Raw genomic sequence first — 21,344 nt, 5'->3', positions numbered from 1 at the left:
TTCCAATTACTTTGTTTGGTTTTCGAACATGTTCACAAGATCTTCCATTTCATGTGTTTTCACACGTGCCATTAATGATTCTACAGCATCGTCTACCTTTTTCCCTTCAAACAGGACATGGTAAAGCGCTTCTGTAATTGGCATGCTGACCTTATATTCTTTGGAGAGCTGGTAAGCGCCTTTGGTTGTGCGGACGCCTTCTACCACCATCCCCATTTTCTCAAGGACTTCTTCTAGCTTATATCCTTTACCGAGTAAATTCCCGCAGCGCCAGTTACGTGAATGGACACTTGTACATGTGACGATCAAATCACCTACGCCCGTTAAACCGGCAAATGTAAGAGGGTTTCCTCCCATTTTTGTACCAAGGCGTGCGATTTCAGCCAATCCTCTTGTGATGAGTGCCGCTTTCGCATTGTCACCATATCCAAGTCCGTCTGTAATCCCTGCTGCAAGAGCAATGATGTTTTTAAGTGCTCCTCCAATCTCCACACCAATGACATCAGGGTTTGTGTACACTCTAAAGTTGTTGTTCATGAACAAGTCTTGAACAAATTGAGCGGCTTCAATATTTTCTGATGAAACGGTTACGGTTGTCGGGTGACGCAATCCTACTTCTTCGGCATGGCTCGGTCCTGATAGGACGACCACAGCTTCTCTTTGCTCAGCTGGAACTTCTTGTTCAATCATTTGAGAAATTCTTAGCAGCGTATCTGGTTCAATCCCCTTACTAACGTGAACAAATGGCACTTTTGACGAGATAAACTCATTTGCCTGCTTCAATACTTCACGTATAGCCTTTGTTGGAACAGCGACGATAATAGCCTCTGCGTTCTCTAAAGCCTGTTTCATATCTGTTGTGACCTTAATAGACGCTGGTAGCGTGACATTTGGCAAGTAATCATGATTTTCATGTTTTTCATTGATTTGATCAATCAATTCTTGTCTATGTCCCCACATGTGTACATCATGATGATTATCAGCTAATACAAGCGCAAGAGCTGTTCCCCAGCTTCCGGCTCCAAGTACTGAAATTTTCTTCATCCTGCTCACCCTTTTTATTTTCTTGCTCTCGCAAATATTTTAATTGGTGTTCCTTCAAAACCAAACGCATCCCTAATTCGGTTTTCTAGAAAACGCTCATAAGAAAAGTGCATAAGCTCTGGATCGTTCACAAACACAACAAAGGATGGCGGCTTAATCGCCACTTGTGTTGCGTAGTAAATTTTCAGACGCTGGCCGTTATGGGTCGGTGTTGGATTCATTGCAATGGCGTCCATGATAATATCGTTCAGAATATTGGTCTGAACACGCATCGCATGATTCTCGCTAGCTGTAATGATGGACGGCATTAAGGTATGAATTCTCTTTTTCGTTAGAGCAGACATGAATAAGACTGGTGCATAGTCAAGGAATTGAAAATGCTCGCGAATGTTTTGCTCAAATTCCTTCATTGTACGCTCATCTTTTTCAACAGCATCCCATTTGTTCACAATGATCACAACGGCTTTACCAGCTTCATGTGCGTAGCCGGCAATTCGTTTATCCTGCTCAATAATCCCCTCTTCACCGTCAAGAACAACAGCGACTACATCAGAGCGGTCAATCGCTTTTAGTGCACGAAGTACACTGTATTTCTCTGTGGTTTCATACACTTTCCCTTTTTTTCTCATCCCTGCTGTATCCACAATGACAAAGTCACGCTGATTGTACGTAAACATCGTATCAACAGCATCTCTTGTTGTACCAGCGATGTTACTTACAATCACACGGTCTTCCCCAAGCATGGCATTGACCAAAGAGGATTTACCTACATTTGGCCGCCCAATTAAGCAAAACTGTACCACTTCTTCATCATACTGGGTATCTGGAAAGTTTTTAAAATGCTCTGCCACTGCATCAAGCAAATCACCGAGGCCTAGCCCGTGCGTTCCAGAAATCGGATACGGTTCGCCAAACCCAAGTGAATAAAAATCATAAACGTCGCTTCTCATTTCAGGGTTGTCCAGTTTATTGACAGCAAGCACAACTGGTTTTTTTGTGCGATATAAAATTTTTGCGACTTCTTCATCCGCAGATGTCACGCCGTCTCGCCCATTGACCATAAAGATAATGACATCCGCTTCATCCATTGCGATCTCAGCTTGATGGCGAATTTGCGCCAAAAACGGCTCATCTCCAATATCTATTCCACCAGTATCTATTAAATTAAAGTCATAATTTAACCATTCAGCAGAGTTATAAATTCGATCTCTTGTTACACCAGGTGTGTCTTCTACAATCGATATTCTTTCGCCTGCGATTCGGTTAAAAATTGTAGATTTTCCAACGTTGGGCCTTCCAACAATGGCTACGACAGGTTTACCCATAGTACCCTTCCTTTCAATCCAGCGCATTCAATATGTTCATCATCATGTTTCAACCGGGATTTAAAATTTTCATTCAGTTTGTTATGAAATAAACCCTTCAAACATGAAGGGTTCAACTTATATATTATATCAATTTTTAATCAGACCACAATGAATAACTTAAAAATGTTTGACAATTAAGTAAAGATCTTCTCCAATTCCGTGTGCAATGCCGTCCAAAATCGCCTCTAAATTCATCGCATACATATCGAGCTCTTCTTTATTTTCACAGAAAAAAACCGCTGTTCCTCCTATGACTCGCTCTTTATTTGTTGTAGCCACAGCCAATATAAATTGCTCTATTGTATTCGCCATTTCTCTTTACCTCGCTTTCTTTTTAATGAAATCCGTCGGCATTCTAATAGCATTTTCTAAGATCGGCACCTCTTCTAATACACGAACAGCCAGATCTTCACGTTTCCATTGCGGTAAAATAAACACGCCAAGGGTGCCATTATTCAGATCGCGTTTTGCTAGCGGACAAAGCGATGGTTCACCAGAGTCACGATACACGCCAAGTACATTCGATAAATCAAATAAAATTGCTTGTCGCTGCCCAAGGTTTGCAATCGTTGTGGCTGAGTTAAAATTCTTTGGTGTTAAGATAAAGCCCATTCCATGGTCTAAAATAAGTTTCTGCTTTTCAGGAAGCCCGATATTCATAATGTAAATATCATTCACATAAAGCCCCGCCCCGTCAAAACGAAGTTCGCCTTTTTGAATATTGACGATATCCTTTAGTTGGCTGCCAGACATTAATAGCTTTGCCATGAAAAAACAAAGAACACCGACCACTGTCCCAATAACGAGAGAGAAGAAAATACAGGCTGTCGTTGTAATGAGTGAAGTGAGAATGGCAATATAATTTCGACTTTCAAAGGCGATCGCAATGCCTTCAATATATGTACTACCTCTTGAGACAAGTTCATACGAATCCATTTGGGTTAAAGTATTTCTTTCCATATTTCGCACATCACGAAATTGCGTGGCTGCCAATGTCAGAAAAGTAATCGCGGTGAATTCCTCCTCAATCAATGCAGGCATAATGATCGCACCAAGCCCTGACGCGATAAAACCAAGCGAAATGTGAATCACTTGTCCATGTATATACGTGGGATATTGCCGATAATCTGTTCTTAGGATATAAATTCTGGCCGCCATCCCAAAGATGACACCAATAATCACAGGAAACGTGTAATCCGTCATGTTGATTTTGCAGCCCCTTTTACTGGTTTTCTGGATGAACGGGTACTTAAGAGCTTTTCAAGCTGGCCTACACCTAATAGGAAAATGGCTCCTTGAACAACAAGAGAAAGAAACGAGAGATCTCCAATAATAATCGATGATGTGAGGCGATGAATCGTGAGAGAATAAAGAGTTTCTCCGAGACACGCAGACATCATCCATAAAGTGATTCGTTCCGTCAACTGATGTCCATATGTCAAACACATCAAGATCAGCAAGGCAAATACAACCCAGTCCACCTTTATTATCGTGAACCAAACAGGGTCATATAATTCAAAAATCATAAAAAAGCTATACGCGCTTATCATCGAACATAATTGCATGATTTTGACGATTCCATAGCCAGGCTGGAATATAACAAAAGCAACACAAGCATATAAAAAAGTCATCAAAAACCCTGCATTGATACTGAAATCAAAAATGGATATCATGAAATGACTGAAAATAATATGAACAAGTACACACACTGCCAGCACATTGCGCCATGTCCTTTTTTCCATAATAAATGTCACCATAATCCAAACGAACCATATTGACCAATAATAGTACATTGCCTCCAACCTCATCACCTCAATTACATTATGGGAAAATCTCCAGTTTTTAAACGTGTGAAGCGTTACGGGCTTTGTATGAAATAAACAAGAGGTGACACCCTAATCATTGAGGAGGGATGTATGGATGGGTAAGGATAGACAGGAAACACGCCTAAAGGCATCAAGAAGAGTTGAATCTGATCGAGATCAATCAATTCGTCATAAAGGGGCAACAGCATTAGAAGATTCAGATGACGCTCGAAAAAGAAATCAATAAAAAAAGGCATGTGATGATCACATGCCTTTCTACCTTGACCTTAAGCTATAATACATTGTATCCACGCCTCTCTCTTTCAACCAATGACTCGTTTCACCTGAGATCACAATCGGTGTTTGTCTCAGCTCCTGTATGGTCCTTGCACCTAGCACTGTCATCATCATCTTTACATCTTCTTGAAGATCAAGAATATCAGTGATAAGGCTGCTTTCTCCTCCTCTGGTAAGTGATTTCAGGAAAAAGCCAGCTAATCCAGCAGCGGACGCACCAAGAGCGATTGATTTTGTCACATCAAGAGCATCTTGAATCCCTCCAGAGGCTAAAACCGTTTGATCTTGAAAGGCCGTGTGTACTTCAGCAAGACTCGCTGCAGTTGGAATCCCCCAATGGTCAAAATAACGAAGTGCTTTCTGGCGACGAAGGTTTTCGATTTTAGAAAAGTTCGTTCCGCCAAACCCTCCCACATCAACGGCAGTTACTCCCGCATGAAATAACTTTTTTGCCGTTTCCTTGCTCATGCCAAATCCGACTTCCTTTACGACAACAGGCACATCAATCGACTCAGCGATGGCTTCAATGCGTTCAATGGCGCCTCGAAAATCACGATCCCCTTCAGGCATCACCATTTCTTGAATGGCATTTAAGTGAATTTGAAGCATATTTGCCTCTAGCATGTTGACAGCTTCCCGTGCCTGTTGAAGCGTCGCTTCACTGCCTAAATTCGCGAAAACAAGTCCACCAGGATTGACTTTCCGAACAATTTCATACGTACGTCTTTCTTCACGGTCTTTCAGCGCAGCCATTTGGGACCCAACTGCCACTGGAATATTGGTTTCCTTCGCTGCGATGGATAAAGAACGATTGATCTCATAAGTCGACTCTCCACCCCCACCAGTCATTGCATTGATAAAAATTGGCGAACCGAAAGTCAGTCCGCCAATTGTCGTAAGTGTATCAATTTGTGCTGTCGCAAGATCTGGTAGACCGACGTGAACGAAGGAAACATCCTCTAAACCTGTTGCTGCATGCTGGCCAGTCGACAAAGCATGCTCAATATGCTGTTTCTTTCTTTCTGATCGCATCAATTTTGATCACCAAATTATTTTAGTTTATTGAGTTTATCTCCGATCAGGTCACCAAGCTGGAATCCGCTAGTGTTTTCTTCTTTCGCCTGATACTGACGATAATCCTCTTCTATTTGCTTTTCCGGATTTTCTTCTAAATCACGAATGCTTAATGAAATGCGCTCTTCATCTTCATTCACATCAAGCACTTTCACTTTCACAGTTTGCCCTTCTTCAAGGACTTCTTGAGGAGTACCGATATGTTTATGTGAGATTTGGGAAATATGCACAAGTCCTTCTACACCTGGAAGAATTTCAACAAATGCACCAAAGCTCACAAGACGCTGAACGGTTCCTTCAAGTACATCATCTTGTTTTACCTTTTCGCTAATTTGACTCCAAGGTCCTGGTAACGTTTCTTTGATAGATAGTGAGATACGTTCGTTATCTCGATCAACAGCAAGTACTTTCACCTTGACTTCCTGTCCTTCTTCTACAACGTCAGATGGCTTTTCAACATGCGCATGGGATAGTTGAGAAATGTGAACTAATCCATCAATGCCGCCAATGTCAACAAATGCACCGAAGTTCGTCAAGCGCTGCACCTTTCCATCAATCAAACTACCTACTTCAAGCTTTTGGAGGAAGTCCCGCTTTTTGTCTAATTGCTCTTGCTCAACTACTGCACGGTGTGAAAGGATCACACGATTTTTTTCGCAGTCAAGCTCTACCACAATAAGTGAGAGCGTATTTCCTTTGTAGTCTGTAAAGTCTTCTACATAGTGTGCTTCAACAAGAGATGCAGGAATAAATCCCCGTACACCAATGTCTACAACAAGACCACCTTTGACAACGTCTTTTACTTCAGCTTCAAAAACTTCTTTTGTTTTAAATTTTTTCTCTAGGTCTTCCCAAGCGCGGTCTGCATCAACAGCACGTTTCGATAAAATCAAAGCATCGTCTTCGACCTTTGTTACTTTAAGCTCTAACTCGTCGCCATCTTTCACGACATCTGATGCTTTTTCAACGTGAAGACTTGATAATTCACTGATTGGGATGATCCCAGGTTGCTTCACATTGACGATATCTACATTGACATGCTTGTCCTCAACTTTAGAAACAATCCCTTTCACTACATCTCCAACTTCTGGTACCTGAACATCGATTTGATTCATTTCCTCTGTCATTTCGATAACCTCCTTGGTCCAAACCTACACAGCTTAAGTAAAACGGCTGAGCGAATATGTGTCTTAAGCATGATGATTGCCAGCCGAATATGTATTATAGAAACATTCAAATCAACATAATTGCTTGAATGATCAATAAAAATAGTATTAGTATAAACTTCTAATAAAAGGCCTTGTTTGTCAAGAGATAAACCTCTAACTTATAAAAGTTTTCTAAAATTTCTTACTGTTTTTCAACGCAGTCCACTGCATCTAAAATTTTACCTGCCACCTCTTGAATGGAAAGGGAAGTGGTGTCAATTTCAATTGCATCATCAGCCTTCTTCAGTGGTGATATCTCACGCTCAGAATCAAGTTTGTCACGCCTTGCAATCTCTTCGATCAGCTGATCGTAATTGACATCATAGCCTTTTTTCTGATTCTCCTCAAAACGGCGTTTTGCTCTTTCCTCTACTGAAGCAAGCAAGAAGATTTTCACTTCGGCATCTGGAAGAACGTGTGTGCCAATGTCTCTTCCGTCCATCACAACTCCGCCTCGTTTGCCAAGCTCTTGCTGGCGGCGAACCAGTTCCTCACGAACAGTTCTATGTTTTGCTACAATCGATACTTGGTTACTGACATCGTCTGTTCGAATGTCCTCAGTAACATCGGTATGGTCTAGATGTACTTTTTGACCTTCGTTAGTTGACACAAGTTCAATGACTGTCTTTTTCAGTAATACATCAAGTGCCTGTTCATCTTCAAGGTTTACACCATGATTGAGTGCCGCAAGTGTAATTGCGCGGTACATCGCACCTGTATCAATATAAATATATGATTTTTTCGCTGCAACAATTTTTGCTACAGTGCTTTTTCCTGCTGCAGCAGGACCGTCAATTGCGATAGATAATTTCTTTTTCATAATACCTCTCCTTGATTGAATCTACCTTATGAATTGTAACACGATCACCGCTCAAAATGGGGAATTTTCTATCAATCCTTTTGCTTAAACGTCTCAATCCAATCTTCAATGCTCATGTTGTTCACACCCTCATATTGCACGACTTTTGACAAAAACAGTTCCCCTTTCGTCAAATGAAGTGTAATCTGAACGGCTAATAATAGCACAAGCTGAATCAGTACTGCCTTGAATAACCATCTTTCAATTGTCTTCATACAAAAAGCCTCCACGCTAGATTCTTTCAACTCTAGTATGGAAACTTTTTACACCCTTTATTCTTATGCTTTTTTCACACGTGTTAAAAGCTGCTGCTGAAAGCAGTACTTCATGATGTGTTGCTGGTGGTCATTTGTGATCTCAGTAAACTCCATGATTGCTCTTTTTTTGCCGGTCTGTTCATCTTGATATACACGATTCATCTCTGCAACCGCTTTAATTTTTACTGGTTCTTTGAGCGGTAGTTCAAACTCTGTGATCACTTCACCGTAATCTTTTAGTAAGACGTGTTCTGGAACAGCAATCGCTACGCCGCCAGCACTCATATTCACGATCAATGTGTCAAAGGGCTCTTCATCAGTTTGTGTAATGGTGGCTTTCACCATCGTATCCACTCGCAGATATTCTCTGCGCTGAAGCCGAATCATTTCTTCTTTTGGCGGAATCGAAATGACAATCATCGGAATGTCTTTTTTTCTTTTTCCTATAACTTCGCTTGTACATTTGTATGGAATTTGATTTTCATCGAAAAAGAAGACGGTAATTTCTGTTTGCTGATTTAAATAGATGGTGCGTCCTGTTTCTTTATCTCCTGGATAATTAATGCAAATATTATCGTTATTATTTTCCAAAACTTTCGATTTTGCTGCTTTCACTTCTTTGTTCTCATTGACATATTCAATTGTAATTGTATCCCCTATTTGTAACATTCCTCATCACTCTTTTCATCTGTAAAATCGTACCCTCTCCTATATTAAACCATGTATAAAACAAAAGGAAAAGACTTATTAGTCTTTTCCTCGTTTCCTTTTCTACAGGTCTTTGTATATAGGTTCTGCATTTTTTAGCTTATCTATTCTTTCTTCTTTTCCTGTATTTGCATTAATGAACATCCGGTATGTGTCATTTTTAATTGTTCCAAGGAATTCATAGCAGAGAACCTCCTCTGACATATCATTTTGAACAATGACTAAATGAGTATCCTCGATCTTCACGTGCTTATTCAGTGTCTTCTCAGCTTCTTTTTGCGAGATTTTAGGTGCTTTGATATCGCGTTTTTTATGATTCATTAAGTAGTCTTTCGCTGAGAACCCAACAACCTCTCCATCATCTAGTGCGACTTTCATGCGTATACTATCCGGATAGAGTAGTACATTTTTTTGAAGAGGCACATAGGTAAATACACCGATATTATCAAATTGTGCACTTTCATCTAAATGGAACGATTCCGTATCAAATCCATGCTTCTTTAAGAAGCTTAGTGCTTTTTCAGATGCATCATTTAAGCTGATTTTTTGTTTTTTCACTTCTCGATTCTGAAGAAGATAGACGGGGTGTCCACCTTTTTCAGTCAAGTCTACATAAAAATTTGCTTGGCTATCTGGATCTGACATTGATAAGCTATACACATCTCGATTTGTTTTGCTTCCGCTTTTTCGCACTTTAAAATCTTGATTATGATCAGGTGTAAATTGCTGCGCAATGCGGATTGCTTCCTTTTTTGAAATCTTTTTGCCTTTTAAATGACTGTAGCCTTGCGCTTCTGATTGTGATGATACATTCGTAGGACCGAGATCTACATCCGCAAATGCATCTGCATTGCTTTCAACGGTTTTTAATCCGTCAATGATGGTGTTGTCGTTCTTTCGATCGCCATCAGCTAACGCCATTTCAACATCCATCCATTTTAAATTTTTACTCAATACTAAGTGCTGGACTTGTCTAAGCTCGTTTTGGATATCTGCCGCTTGATCATATAATGCGGTAATGGTTTTATGGGTATCTTTGTTTAATGGTTCGTCTGACAAAGTCTTAACTGACGATTGATAGCTAAAGTCTCCGACATTCGCCAAAAATTCTTCCGTTTTGTTAAAAGGCATCAATGTGAGCGGGAGCTGACTGACATTGTTATGTGCTTCTGATGACATTCTCCATACATCTGCAAGTGCTGGAGAGATCGATGTTTGGCTGTTCATTGCAAGTGTCGATCCAAGTTTATCGTGCAACTGATCGACTTGGTACGTTAAATCGTGGAATGCTCTTTGGTAGTTGTTCTCTGCATGAAGTAGCACCGCATCTTTTTCTTGATGTTCTTTATAGCCCCAGTAACCTGTTGAGATGACAGCAATTCCTAAAATAGCAATCAATATTCCTCTGATCATTTATTTACACCTCTTTTTATTCACAGAAAATATGTTTCCCTATCCGTTTAATTTGTGATCTTCCCCAAACCCATGGGCTTGTTGCTGTATTAGGGTTAAAGTAATAAACGGCGCTTTCAGATGGATCCCAGCCATTAATAGCATCAAATACTGCTTTTTTTGCCGTTTCATTTGGCCTCATATAAAATTGTCCATCTGCCACAGCTGTAAACGCAAGCGGCTCAAAAATGACACCGGCAATGGTATTTGGAAAGGTTGGGCTCTTCAAACGGTTTAAGATGACGGCAGCGATGGCCACTTGTCCTTCATAAGGCTCACCTCTTGCTTCACTATATACTACTTGTGAAAGGAGCTGAATGTCATTATTAGAAAAACCACCTGGCATGTTGGCAGCCGTTTGTTTCGGCGTTTGATTTGCTTTTTTATTGCCTGACTGGTTTCCAGACTTGACAGACGATCTTCTTCCTTTGCTCTGACTTTGTTGCTTCTCTTTTGACCTTTGGGCCGTCTTTTTTGAACTTCTTTGCGCGGGTGCCTTTGTTTGCTGATCAAGCGGCTTCCCGCCATAGTGTGTAAACTGGTTCCCTTTTTGCAATTGCTCCTGCACAAACTCTTTATAGTATTTTGTCTTTTGAACTAATTTGCTTTTTGTTTTTTTACCTACAAGTCCATCGACCTTCTTTAAACCAAACTGACTTTGAAAGTTACGAACGGCCCAGTATGTTCCCCAGCCATAGACTCCATCAATTTTTCCATTGTAAAAACCATTGTATTGAAGCCGTGCTTGCAGCTCGACTACATCTTCTCCTGTTGCTCCTCGCTGAATGACTTGATTAGTGAAGGCTTCACTTTTTTCTGGTGTTATCAGTGAAAACACGAGTAGAACGATTGAGAAGATAAGGACGGTTTGTTTCATGAAACGAGCTTTGTCCATATTTGATCCTCCTGTATTTTTGATGTTTGAATATATGTTTCTTCCGATCCCTATTTTTATACATTCATCACAGGAGGGAATTTGATGAAAAGACAAAAAAACGCCCTATTTTCTTATTGGGCGTTTTCCAATTTAAATTTCCACCATTTTCACCGCGTGAGCTTTTTTGGCTTTCCGCAGGCCAAACCACCATAAAAAAATCATGAAAGGCAGCATAATATATCCCCAGTTTTTCATCCCAAGAAGAATGAAATCATATAAGCCGTGAAAAAGCACAGGGAGCGTTAAAGAAAGGATAAGCCATTTGACTTGCTCTTTTTTAGCAGAGAAACGAGCCTTTCCTATATAAAATCCCATCACCACACCGAACAAAGCGTGACTTGATACTGGTAATAAGGCACGTGTAAAAGCATATTCTACTCCATGACCGACTAAGTAGAGAATATTTTCAAGCGTCGCAAAACCAAGTGAAACACTTGTTCCATAAACAATCCCGTCATAGTGCTCATCAAACTGTACATGCGCATAGACGCTGACCATTAATATAAACCATTTTAATGATTCCTCTAAAAAACCCGAAGTCACAAAAGAAATCAAGATCGGATTAGTTGTAATATGTTCCTCCTGAAGGACATATTGAATAAACATGGTTGGAAACACAAGTATGACACCTAGCATAAAAGATCTGATGACCATGTGAACCGGCTCATTGTCGTACTGATCTTTCAAATAAAAATAACTTAAAAGTGCGATGCCGGGAGCTAAACCTGCTGAGATGATTGCGATCATAATCAGACCTCTTTCCCTACATTATCCTTTATTATCGTACCATGATTTACCCATTTTTTATATGAATGAGCCCATTTTTCATAAAATAACTTTCTATATACTCCCAGTTTAAATAAAAAAGAACTGAATCCAATTGTGGAGTCCAGTTCTTTTTTATTAGTTGATTCTTTTGTTGATTTCTTCTGCAATCAGCTCTCCATGAAACCTTCCATTTTCAATGAAAATTTCATTGGCGTTGTTTCCAGCGGCTATAACCCCTGCAATGAAGATGCCTTCTATGTTTGTTTCCATCGTTTGTTCATTAAATGCTGGCCGACCTGATTCTTGATCAATCGTTACACCCATTTTTTTTAAGAAAGAATGATCAGGATGATAACCTGTCATCGCAAAGACAAAATCACTTTTTACACGATCGATTTGGTCTTGTTGATTTGTAAAGATCACCTCTTCTTCTGTGATTTCTTTGACCTGTGCGCCAAACTCCATTCGAATGGTTCCATTCCGAACGAGGGCTTCAAACTCTGGTAAAATCCAAGGTTTGATGTTAGATGAATACTCAGTTCCTCTATACAAAACAGTGACCTTGCTTCCGCATTTCACAAGTTCTAGCGCAGCATCGACACTGGAGTTCTTCCCCCCGATGACCGTCACATCTTTATCAAAGTATGGGTGGCCTTCTTTAAAATAATGATACACGTGAGGAAGCTCTTCCCCTTTGACGTTCATATAGTTAGGATGATCATAGTAGCCAGTGGCAATTACGACGTAGTCACATGAATAGTCCTCTTTTGACGTGCTGACGGTAAAACGCCCATCTTTTTTCGTTACAGCGTTTACTTTTTCAAACGCATGCACACGCAGGCTTTTTCGTCTGACCACCTCTCTGTAATAGGATAGTGCCTGAATACGAACTGGCTTCCGGTTTTCAGTAATAAAAGCGACACCACCGATCTCAAGCTTTTCGCTTGTGCTGAAAAAGGTTTGATGTGTTGGATAATGATAAATACTGTTGACCACATTTCCCTTTTCAATCACAAGTGCATCAATCCCGATTTGCTTGAATGCGATGGCCGCTGATAATCCACATGGGCCGCCTCCTATAATGATCGCTTTTTCTTGTTTCATTTGTTCCACTCCTGTCGTTTCACTGCAATACAATTACTGGGCTGTTTGTTCTTTGTGCCATTACATAAAAAAATCTCCTATTTAAGGATAGGAGATTTTAAGACGCGGTGCAAATAAGCCGCTTAAATCCAGCCTCTGAATCGAGAAGCTTCAGCCATTTTACGTACGCCGACCATATATGCTGCAAGTCGCATATCAATGCGGCGGTTTTGCGCCATTTCATAAATATTATTAAATGATTTCACCATCATATCTTCTAAACGAGTTTCCACTTCTTCTTCTGTCCAGTAGAACCCTTGGTTATTCTGAACCCATTCAAAGTAAGAAACAGTTACACCACCCGCACTCGCAAGTACATCTGGGACAAGTAGTACACCACGATCTGAAAGAATTTTTGTTCCTTCCAGCGTCGTTGGCCCATTTGCTGCCTCTACGACAATTTTGGCTTTAATGTTGGCAGCATTATCTTCTGTAATTTGATTTTCAATGGCTGCAGGTACTAAGATATCACAATCCAGCTCAAGCAACTCTTGGTTTGTAATTGTATCGTTAAACAATTTAGTGACGGTTCCAAAGCTATCACGTCGGTCAAGCAAGTAGTCAATGTCTAGACCATCTTCATCATATAATCCGCCGTAAGCATCTGAAATCCCTACGATTTTTGCCCCCGAATCATACATGAATTTAGCCAAATAACTTCCTGCATTTCCGAATCCCTGTACGACAACACGAGCCCCATTGATGTCAATTCCTTTTTTCTTCGCCGCTTCTTTGATGCAGATCGTCACACCTTTTGCAGTTGCAGTGTCACGTCCGTGTGACCCTCCAAGAACAATTGGTTTTCCTGTAATAAATCCTGGCGAGTTAAACTCATCAATTCTAGAATATTCATCCATCATCCATGCCATAATTTGAGAGTTTGTAAACACATCTGGTGCTGGAACATCTTTTGTTGGTCCAACGATTTGACTAATGGCGCGTACATAGCCGCGGCTAAGTTTTTCAAGCTCTCTGAATGACATTTCTCTTGGATCACAGATAATACCGCCTTTTCCTCCGCCATAAGGAAGATCCACAATACCACATTTTAAACTCATCCAAATTGAAAGCGCTTTTACTTCTTTTTCAGTGACATTCGGGTGGAATCTAATTCCGCCTTTTGTTGGACCGACAGCATCATTGTGCTGTGCACGATAACCAGTGAAAATTTTCACCGATCCATCGTCCATACGTACTGGAATTTTGACCGTTAATAGTCGGATTGGCTCCTTCAGCAATTCATACACTTCTTGCGGATACCCCAATTTGTCAAGCGCTTTATGTATGACGGTTTGAGTTGATTTTAAAACATCTAACTTATCTTCTGCGTTTTGAGCGGCGTTTTGATCTGCTGCCATTAAAATAAACCCCCTAGAAATCTTTCATGATCTACTGCTCCCTTTCAAGCAATAGTATACACCTTCGTACTGGTAAAGCAAAGGTAAAAAGCGTTTTTTATCAAAATAAAATATCAGGTTTATAAATATAAAAAAATACTGTTGTTTCATCACAACAGTATTATTTATAATAGAAAAAAGTGATTAAAAATACATCGGGATTGTTTTGATTGCATCTTCTTGCATAATCACTTTTCCATACTCTTGTAGCCGGTGAATGGTTAATGTCGTAGGAGATCCAAACTCCGCTAAAATGGAAATCACGGTATCAGCAGACAGTTCTTCAAAATCATCAAGGCTGAGAAAATATTGACCTTCATAATGGTAAACTGTCCCCCCTAAAAGTCCAATACGACTTAAACTATGGGACAGTTGAATCACATCTTCAAACGAGGCAAATTGATAGAGCACTTGCTTACTCTCGTCGAGCTTGACTTGCATCTCAATGTAATCTTCATCAAACTCTTCATCAGCATCTTCCTGCTGACTCTTCGTAACAATGACAACCATCCCCTGCGCCTGAAGAGAAAATACTTCAACAGCAATCGGTCCATTCGCTTCAAAGCCGAGCTCCTGATTCGCTTCGTTCATCATGTCTTTAAACAGCTGATGAACTTTGAACGAATCTTTCCAAAGGTCTTCTTTCGTAAGACCTCGGTCTGTCAGGTCATCTAGTGTGAGAAAAATTTTGATTTTATTATAATTCAGACGCTCCAGTCGCATAACGTTCCCTCCTGCCTCTTCTAAACACACATCATACTGTAGTATATGAGATGATGAGTCATAGGTTCTTAATTTTGTATTCAGTTTACACTGTGTCAAGACGGAAGACAAGCATGAAGCGATGTTTATGGTGACTTTCATGGAAAATATTAGCAGTACATCAAATTAGTGAGTTTTTAGCGGCATTAAATAGATTAGATGGGTTTCTGGCTCTGCACCAAGACGCATTGAAATCTTTGTTGTTCCATAGCCATTACTAATCAGAAAGAAAGCCCCTTTGATCTGACCTGTTCCCCCTTTTTCATACGGACCAAATTTCCCAATGCGTATCTGCCCACCGTGGGTATGACCGCTCAGTACGAGGTCGATTCCTTCTTCCTCACTCATCACGTGATGCACATCTGGATTGTGTGACAGGAGAATATTTACATCTTCTTTGACAAACACAGGTCGTATCGCCTCATAATCTGCTTTTTCAAGTCGAATATCATCGATTCCGCCTATTTTGATTGGCTGGCCTTCAAAATCCCACACAGCCGTTTTATTTTGCAACGTGGTGACATCATAAGCGTGAAATATCTCATTTAATTTTTGCTGATGCAGCTCATGATCATTATTTCCCCAAACAAAATAAACTGGCGCAATTCTTGTTAAACGTTTCACATTTTCTTCAATCCTCGCATAGGGTACGCCTTTCTCTGCTAAGTCCCCACCTATCATAATCACATCGGGCTTTTCCTGCTCTACTTCCGCTAACAACGTATCACTAATAAGGCGGCGATGCGTATCAGAAATAAAGAAAATGACTGCGGGTCTATCTGATTGAAGTGCTTCTATTGTAAAGTGATGCTTTTTGATGTTGTTTTGTTTTGCCGTTTTCACCATTTTTGCTGTTACACACACACCTGTTGTAACAGCAAAAATGGCGGCAGTAAATCCGATGGCATATTTCATCACAAATGGCTCCCTTACATCATCTTTCTTTTCTTTTATAAGACGCTTGAATGAAAAAAGACGTTTCAGCTGTTAAACGTCTTTTTTTCATTTATTTACTTTCATAATAGAGATTGATGTCATATTGATTCTGCATGTAGTGAAAAACGGCCTCACGTTCTTTCCACTGATTTGATTGAGGCCATAAATCTGTGCTTTTTTGTATAATTTCACATCTGAGCTTATGATATTCATCCTCAGCCTTTTCTTCTTTTTTCATATAAAAAAACGATGCGTAAAAAGCAAACACTTCGGCCATGATCCAAAATAGAAACACCTCATGACCAAGCAATGTTGCAATCATAGCTTCTGGCTGCAGCGATCCCCCGCTATTAGCTGTTATGACAAAATAAAACAGAAAAATCGCTAGAGATAAAAGGGCTGTCCATTGCCACCTTTTGCACTGCTTTGCGAAGCCCTCATATTTGTGCTTTCTTTTAATCAATGTTTCAATCATTTTCTGTGTCGGCTGATCCATATAGCGACTGATTGCCTGCAATGTCATCACATACACCCTGTCCCTTTTTTCTACATATGTATGTGCTTATCCATTGATTCATGTCAGATCATTCGTTTTCTAATGGGATATTTAGCACTTGTCCACTGTACACACTGTTTCCTTTTAATTGATTATAAGCTCTAATTTTCTCTTCACCCGAACGGTTTTGGTAATACTTCATGGAAATTCGATACAGGTTTTCCTCTGGGCCAACAGTGTGCTGTACGACACGAACTGGCTTTTCTTCCTGCTGCTTTTTCTCTTCGGCTTCTTTTCGTTTTTTCTCTTCTTGCTGTTTTTGCAGGGCTAGCTGCTGCTCTTTACGCTTTTTTGCGGCTGCTGCCTTTTCACGCTCTTCTTTCTCTTTAGCAGCTTTTTCTTTTTTCTTTTGCTCTGCTTTTTCTTTTGATCGCTGCTTTTCTTTTTCTTCATCTTTCTTTTTCTTCTCTTCATCAGACGCATCCGCTTTATCAGCGCTTGCGTCATTTTTTGTTTCGACAAGTGCTGACGGAACTGGGTCTGTGTCAGCACTTGATGTTTTATCAATATATACGTCTTGATTATTGTTATGTTTGATTTCCTCTGATGTGTAGTAGATCAAAAGGAAGAATACTCCTATGACGATAATAGGAAAGATAATAGCCAATGTCGTAAACAATGGGTTGCGCACCTTTTTTGTGCGCTGCTTTTTATATTCATGAAAATCTTCTCGCGTAGGAAAGTGAGAGTCATCTGAAGGATGTACTTCTTCTTGAAGATTTTCCTCTACATCGTCATGGATGTTTGTCAGTTGTTGTTTTTTTCTCTTCATTCTCGACATTTCTTCCATGTTCAGCCCTCCTCCTATATTTAAAACGAATTTGACATGCAAAGACTAAGTCAATGACAAAATGGGTCATGACAGGAACAAATAAATTCCCTGTCCACTCGTATAAAAGTCCTAAAAAAATACTAATGGAAACCACAAGGATAAACAAGAGTATTTTTGATAAGTAGCGAAAGTGAAGGAGCGCAAACATAATGCTGGCGATTTCAAGCCCAAATTGCTGTTGAACGATCCCTCGGAATAAAATTTCCTCTGAAAAGGCAATGAACAGTGTTAACCAAACAATATGCTGGATGCTACGATTTTTGAACATTTTTTCATTTAAGCCGCCATCATCATACATATGAGCAGGAAATACCCTCATGATAATTGCATCCAAAATGATGACAAGTAAAGCACCGCCAATTCCATAAGTCAGTATTCGCATATCATGGATCTGCCAAAGTGAGGTGAAATCAGTCCAATGTTCAAACATAAAAATGCCTAGCAAAAAAGAAACGATGAGCATGAGCAGCTGCGTGAAATAAAGTTGTTTTACTACTTGTCGATCGGTTAATTTTTGAATGATACGGCGATGTTGTTCTATCAATGTTGCGCCTCTTTTGTCAGATGAAACATACGATCCAGCACGGTCTTCCAGTGTTTCATTTCATTCAGCTCCAATTGTTGATCTTTTTTTTCATAATCAGAAAGGTCAAGTCCGCAAGAACAGCAACAGTTTTCAGAGAAAGATCCCTCCGTTTCAAGCTGTTCGTCAAAGTATGATAACAGAGATTGTCTAAAGCAGCTATGACCAGTGGTTCGCTCTTTAAACTGCCACACTTTTCTTAGCTTTTCTGTTTGTCTGTCCTGCAGTTTTTCTTTCAGATTCTTCATGAGTACTTGAGGCTGTTCGGATTCGCACATCATGTAATAATGCGTCAGCATCCTCGCACGCGTCTCCTGGAGCCCAGCTTCAATCAATCGTTCGCGTAATTTTTTTTCATGATTTATAGACATTTCCGCTATTTGGGCTAAGAAAAAATCAATTTCTGGATCATCAAAGCCTTCTGCTTGAATCAAACGACTTTGAATATCCGCATCTTCTTCTGTATACAAAAGAACGCTCACACTGCTTTTCCCGTCCCGACCCCCTCTTCCAATCTCCTGCATAAAAGCTTCGATCGATTGCGGCGGGCTCATATGAATCACAAACCGTATATCTGCCTTATCAATTCCCATCCCAAAAGCACTTGTACAGCAAATGAGATCAATTTGCCCGCTGATAAATTGCTGCTGAATCAGCATACGGTCCCCTGCGTCCATTCCGCCATGATAATATTCTACACGTTGTTGGGTTTTTTGTTTGATGAAGAGGGTCATATCTTCTGTCATTTGCCGGGTCGGGCAATAAATCAGTCCAGGCCCTTGAAGAGTTTCCGCAAGCTCAATGGCCCGTTTCTCTTTTGCCTCTTTCGTTTCATGCGCTTCTTTGACTAGGGCAATGTTAGGCCGGTTCACCGAGTGAATATGAAAGTCTGGATGCTGTAATTGCAGAGTTTGCACTGTATCCTTTAGGGTTTGTTTTGTCGCTGTTGCCGTCAATGCTAAAGCCACAGGATGACCTAACGCTTTTCTCCATTCTCCTAACTTGGAATATTCAGGGCGAAAATCATGTCCCCACTCTGATATACAGTGAGCTTCATCGACGACAAAAAGACCAATATGCATCGACTTAAGCTGCTCTAATAGTACTTCTGACATCAGTGCCTCAGGCGCGACAAATAAAAATTTATATGATGGCAAATGCCGAATGATATGTCGTCTCACCTGAAAGGACAGTGTACTGTTTAGCGCCGCCACCCGTTTTTCTCCGCGCATTTTCATACGCTCCACTTGGTCCTCCATCAATGATAAAAGCGGCGAAATAATAAGCACTAACCCGTCTGTCATATAGGCAGGGATTTGATAACAAAGCGACTTTCCGCCCCCAGTAGGCAACATGGCCACCGTATCTTGATGATCAAGTACACTTTGAATAATCTCCTCTTGACCTGCTTTAAATGTGTCATAACCAAAGTATTGCATGAGCGTCTGATGAAGCTTATCCATTTGCTTTCACCATCCTTGTCATTGCCAATCGTATTTGAAAATAAGTGAATGGATGCTCGAGTTTTTCTTTAATCAGCTTCATTTTGTTTGTTTGGAGCAGGCCGGCTACATTATGGATTGCCTGCTGCTCCTCTATGGTCACATAGGGTTCTATTGAAAAGCTAGGCTCATGAATAGACAGCTCCACAATATGGTCCTCGATCGTTGCCTTTTTTAACGAGCGAATGTGAGCAATTTGATGAATGCTAAACCCTTTTTGTACAAGCTCAAGTGTTCTGTGGGTAGAGGTGGTTAACACACGTTTGAATGCAAGGTCACCTACCATACGCTGCATGAGCGGTGCCTCACCTTTTTGTGCAGAATGAATAAAATAATGGAGCACATTCCAAAAAAGCATGTAAACATACCACACATCTTCTTTCATCCATTCAGCCATTTGCTGATACGTACGCCCGATTCTTTCATTTGAGGTCAATGAATAAACAAAGATCAGTGCTTCTTGATCACTTAAACGAACAAGGAGTTTTTTAAGTTCATGATGCAAATCTTTAGAAAAATTTTTCTTATGGTGATACTGTTTTAAAAAAGATTTTGTCCACCTTTGAACCGATACATCTCTTTGAATCGGCACATATTGATGTGACCCTGCCGCATGATGTGAGAGCACTTGTACAAGTAAAGATAGCCTCACCCATAGCATCTTTGCTTTATCATGATACTGGGCACCCTGAAAATAAGCAGGCATCGGTTTTTCAGAAAAAAGCTGTCTTACCATATGCTGTCCAACATCTGTTACGCTGAATGTATCCCCTGTTTTTATGATGAAGTGCTGCTCTTCAAGCTTTTGAACAGAGCGGTTAAGCTGATCCCGCGTAAAGGCTGGATAACAGCCGAAATAGCTAGAAAGCTGAAACAAACTTGCATCCTGTATCGTTTGTGAAGATTTTTTCCCTTTAAAAAGATGGTAGACAGCACTAATGGAGCGTTCGCCGTTCAATTTATGTACGCTATCCATCAACATGACATCCAAGTAATGAATCGCCATTCATCAAAGCACCTGTCTTCCTGACAAAATTCGAATATTTTCTCCCTTTATTTTAACAGATTTCTTAGTAGATGAAATGTTTAAACTCAATTTATGGGGGAAAGTTATGAACAAAACCTTATGTGATTAGCATTCTCAATCACTTTACAGTTGAAATGTGAATTTAAAATCATTACAATAAGGTTTGAGGAAATTGTTTTTTTATCGGTGAAACTAAAAAGGTTAAACCATTTGTTCCATCGAACAATCTGGGAGGTATTTTTTTAACATGTCAAAATATACAATTGTAGACAAAGACACATGTATTGCTTGCGGCGCATGCGGTGCAGCTGCTCCAGACATTTACGATTATGATGATGAAGGCATTGCATTTGTTACGCTTGATGACAACCAAGGGACTGTAGAAGTTCCAGATGTACTTGAAGAAGATATGCTTGATGCATTTGAAGGCTGCCCAACTGACTCAATCAAAGTTGCGGACGAATCTTTCGATGGTGACCCACTTAAGCATGAATAGTATAAAAGCCCCTTATGCTGGTCTTATCCCTGTCAAGTAGACAATTATAAAAAGCCTAACCTGCCAGTGTGTGACGGTATTCTACCGGAGCACACTGGTTTAATTTTTTCTGGAATCGATCATGATTATAGAATTGAATGTAATCTTCTATGCTTTTATGAAGCTCTTTTTCCGTTTGACACGAAGAAAAGTAAGTGTTCTCTGTTTTGAGATGTGAGAAAAATGATTCGATACAGGCATTATCTAGGCAGTTTCCCCTTCGGGAATGACTGCCCTTCAAACCAACGTTTTCTAGTCGCTTTTGATATGCTTTTGTTGTGTATTGGAATCCTTG

At 40.2% G+C, this 21,344-nt stretch carries 25 protein-coding genes; 2 read left to right on the top strand and 23 right to left on the bottom strand.

The window, feature by feature from the left end; genetic code table 11:
* Positions 1-6: 6 nt before the first annotated feature.
* The 5 genes from LC033_RS08915 to LC033_RS08895 all read right to left on the bottom strand — a co-directional run bounded on the left by LC033_RS08915 (position 7) and on the right by LC033_RS08895 (position 4,204).
* Complete coding sequence (locus tag LC033_RS08915; RefSeq protein ID WP_226567916.1) at positions 7-1,044, bottom strand: NAD(P)H-dependent glycerol-3-phosphate dehydrogenase; 1,038 nt, start codon at positions 1,042-1,044, stop codon at positions 7-9.
* 14 nt (positions 1,045-1,058) lie between these two features.
* A complete protein-coding gene (gene der / locus LC033_RS08910) occupies positions 1,059-2,369 on the bottom strand; it encodes a ribosome biogenesis GTPase Der (RefSeq protein ID WP_226567915.1) in 1,311 nt (436 codons plus the stop codon).
* Between the two features lie 159 nt (positions 2,370-2,528).
* Entirely contained in the window at positions 2,529-2,723 is a 195-nt protein-coding gene (locus tag LC033_RS08905) for a capping complex subunit for YIEGIA (RefSeq protein ID WP_008344527.1), read from the bottom strand.
* A gap of 6 nt (positions 2,724-2,729) precedes the next feature.
* On the bottom strand, positions 2,730-3,614 hold the full coding sequence (locus tag LC033_RS08900) for a YIEGIA family protein (RefSeq protein WP_226567914.1): 885 nt from the start codon (positions 3,612-3,614) through the stop codon (positions 2,730-2,732).
* On the bottom strand, positions 3,611-4,204 hold the full coding sequence (locus tag LC033_RS08895) for a YphA family membrane protein (protein ID WP_226567913.1): 594 nt from the start codon (positions 4,202-4,204) through the stop codon (positions 3,611-3,613). Before LC033_RS08895 ends, LC033_RS08900 begins: the two co-directional genes overlap by 4 nt.
* Positions 4,205-4,331: 127 nt before the next feature.
* On the opposite strand from LC033_RS08895, the gene LC033_RS08890 reads away from it, so the two are divergent.
* Entirely contained in the window at positions 4,332-4,463 is a 132-nt protein-coding gene (locus LC033_RS08890; protein ID WP_226567912.1) for a YpzI family protein, read from the top strand.
* A 29-nt stretch (positions 4,464-4,492) separates the two neighbouring features.
* Here the strand turns inward: LC033_RS08890 and fni are convergent, their stop codons facing one another.
* The 17 genes from fni to LC033_RS08805 form a co-directional block, all read right to left on the bottom strand.
* Positions 4,493-5,548 (bottom strand): type 2 isopentenyl-diphosphate Delta-isomerase, encoded by a 1,056-nt coding sequence (gene fni, locus LC033_RS08885; RefSeq protein ID WP_226567911.1) that lies wholly within the window; start codon positions 5,546-5,548, stop codon positions 4,493-4,495.
* Between the two features lie 14 nt (positions 5,549-5,562).
* Positions 5,563-6,714, bottom strand: coding sequence for a 30S ribosomal protein S1 (gene rpsA, locus LC033_RS08880; RefSeq protein WP_226567910.1), 1,152 nt, complete (start codon positions 6,712-6,714; stop codon positions 5,563-5,565).
* A 223-nt stretch (positions 6,715-6,937) separates the two neighbouring features.
* Entirely contained in the window at positions 6,938-7,615 is a 678-nt protein-coding gene (gene cmk / locus LC033_RS08875) for a (d)CMP kinase (protein ID WP_226567909.1), read from the bottom strand.
* Positions 7,616-7,686: 71 nt separating this feature from the next.
* A complete protein-coding gene (locus tag LC033_RS08870) occupies positions 7,687-7,869 on the bottom strand; it encodes a DUF5359 family protein (protein WP_099681003.1) in 183 nt (60 codons plus the stop codon).
* Positions 7,870-7,932: 63 nt separating this feature from the next.
* The gene (locus LC033_RS08865; protein WP_226567908.1) at positions 7,933-8,580 is read right to left on the bottom strand and encodes a flagellar brake protein; all 648 of its coding nucleotides are present in this window, start codon (positions 8,578-8,580) and stop codon (positions 7,933-7,935) included.
* A 102-nt stretch (positions 8,581-8,682) separates the two neighbouring features.
* A complete protein-coding gene (ypeB, locus tag LC033_RS08860) occupies positions 8,683-10,032 on the bottom strand; it encodes a germination protein YpeB (protein ID WP_226567907.1) in 1,350 nt (449 codons plus the stop codon).
* Between the two features lie 16 nt (positions 10,033-10,048).
* Complete coding sequence (gene sleB / locus LC033_RS08855) at positions 10,049-10,966, bottom strand: spore cortex-lytic enzyme (RefSeq protein ID WP_226567906.1); 918 nt, start codon at positions 10,964-10,966, stop codon at positions 10,049-10,051.
* Between the two features lie 132 nt (positions 10,967-11,098).
* Positions 11,099-11,755 (bottom strand): glutamic-type intramembrane protease PrsW, encoded by a 657-nt coding sequence (gene prsW, locus LC033_RS08850; RefSeq protein WP_226567905.1) that lies wholly within the window; start codon positions 11,753-11,755, stop codon positions 11,099-11,101.
* Between the two features lie 156 nt (positions 11,756-11,911).
* A complete protein-coding gene (locus tag LC033_RS08845; RefSeq protein ID WP_226567904.1) occupies positions 11,912-12,880 on the bottom strand; it encodes a YpdA family putative bacillithiol disulfide reductase in 969 nt (322 codons plus the stop codon).
* Positions 12,881-13,002: 122 nt separating this feature from the next.
* Positions 13,003-14,277: a Glu/Leu/Phe/Val family dehydrogenase gene (locus LC033_RS08840; protein WP_226567903.1), complete on the bottom strand. Its 1,275-nt coding sequence runs from the start codon at positions 14,275-14,277 to the stop codon at positions 13,003-13,005.
* Between the two features lie 183 nt (positions 14,278-14,460).
* Positions 14,461-15,039, bottom strand: a complete 579-nt coding sequence (locus LC033_RS08835) for a genetic competence negative regulator (RefSeq protein WP_226567902.1) — start codon at positions 15,037-15,039, stop codon at positions 14,461-14,463.
* A 165-nt stretch (positions 15,040-15,204) separates the two neighbouring features.
* Positions 15,205-15,993 carry a metallophosphoesterase gene (locus LC033_RS08830; protein WP_226567901.1) on the bottom strand — a complete coding sequence of 263 codons (789 nt, stop codon included), beginning with the start codon at positions 15,991-15,993 and terminating at the stop codon, positions 15,205-15,207.
* Between the two features lie 91 nt (positions 15,994-16,084).
* Complete coding sequence (locus LC033_RS08825) at positions 16,085-16,537, bottom strand: YpbF family protein (RefSeq protein ID WP_226567900.1); 453 nt, start codon at positions 16,535-16,537, stop codon at positions 16,085-16,087.
* A 61-nt stretch (positions 16,538-16,598) separates the two neighbouring features.
* Positions 16,599-17,360, bottom strand: a complete 762-nt coding sequence (locus LC033_RS08820) for a LysM peptidoglycan-binding domain-containing protein (RefSeq protein WP_226567899.1) — start codon at positions 17,358-17,360, stop codon at positions 16,599-16,601.
* Complete coding sequence (locus LC033_RS08815) at positions 17,305-17,946, bottom strand: CPBP family intramembrane glutamic endopeptidase (RefSeq protein WP_226567898.1); 642 nt, start codon at positions 17,944-17,946, stop codon at positions 17,305-17,307. Before LC033_RS08815 ends, LC033_RS08820 begins: the two co-directional genes overlap by 56 nt.
* Positions 17,943-19,448 (bottom strand): RecQ family ATP-dependent DNA helicase, encoded by a 1,506-nt coding sequence (locus LC033_RS08810; protein WP_226567897.1) that lies wholly within the window; start codon positions 19,446-19,448, stop codon positions 17,943-17,945. The genes LC033_RS08815 and LC033_RS08810 overlap by 4 nt, the downstream gene beginning before the upstream one ends.
* Complete coding sequence (locus LC033_RS08805) at positions 19,441-20,493, bottom strand: YpbB family protein (protein ID WP_226567896.1); 1,053 nt, start codon at positions 20,491-20,493, stop codon at positions 19,441-19,443. Before LC033_RS08805 ends, LC033_RS08810 begins: the two co-directional genes overlap by 8 nt.
* A 268-nt stretch (positions 20,494-20,761) precedes the next feature.
* On the opposite strand from LC033_RS08805, the gene LC033_RS08800 reads away from it, so the two are divergent.
* Positions 20,762-21,010 (top strand): ferredoxin, encoded by a 249-nt coding sequence (locus LC033_RS08800; RefSeq protein ID WP_226567895.1) that lies wholly within the window; start codon positions 20,762-20,764, stop codon positions 21,008-21,010.
* 55 nt (positions 21,011-21,065) lie between these two features.
* Here LC033_RS08800 and LC033_RS08795 read toward each other — a convergent pair.
* Positions 21,066-21,344, bottom strand: a 279-nt coding sequence (locus tag LC033_RS08795) for an IS3 family transposase (RefSeq protein WP_226567894.1), incomplete at its 5' end; no start/stop codon positions are given.

Source organism: Bacillus stratosphericus, assembly GCF_020524495.1.
Classification (GTDB): Bacteria; Bacillota; Bacilli; order Bacillales; family Bacillaceae; genus Bacillus; species Bacillus stratosphericus_B.
The sequence above is the reverse complement of the archived record's forward strand: the minus strand, read 5'-3'. Positions and strand labels throughout refer to the sequence as shown.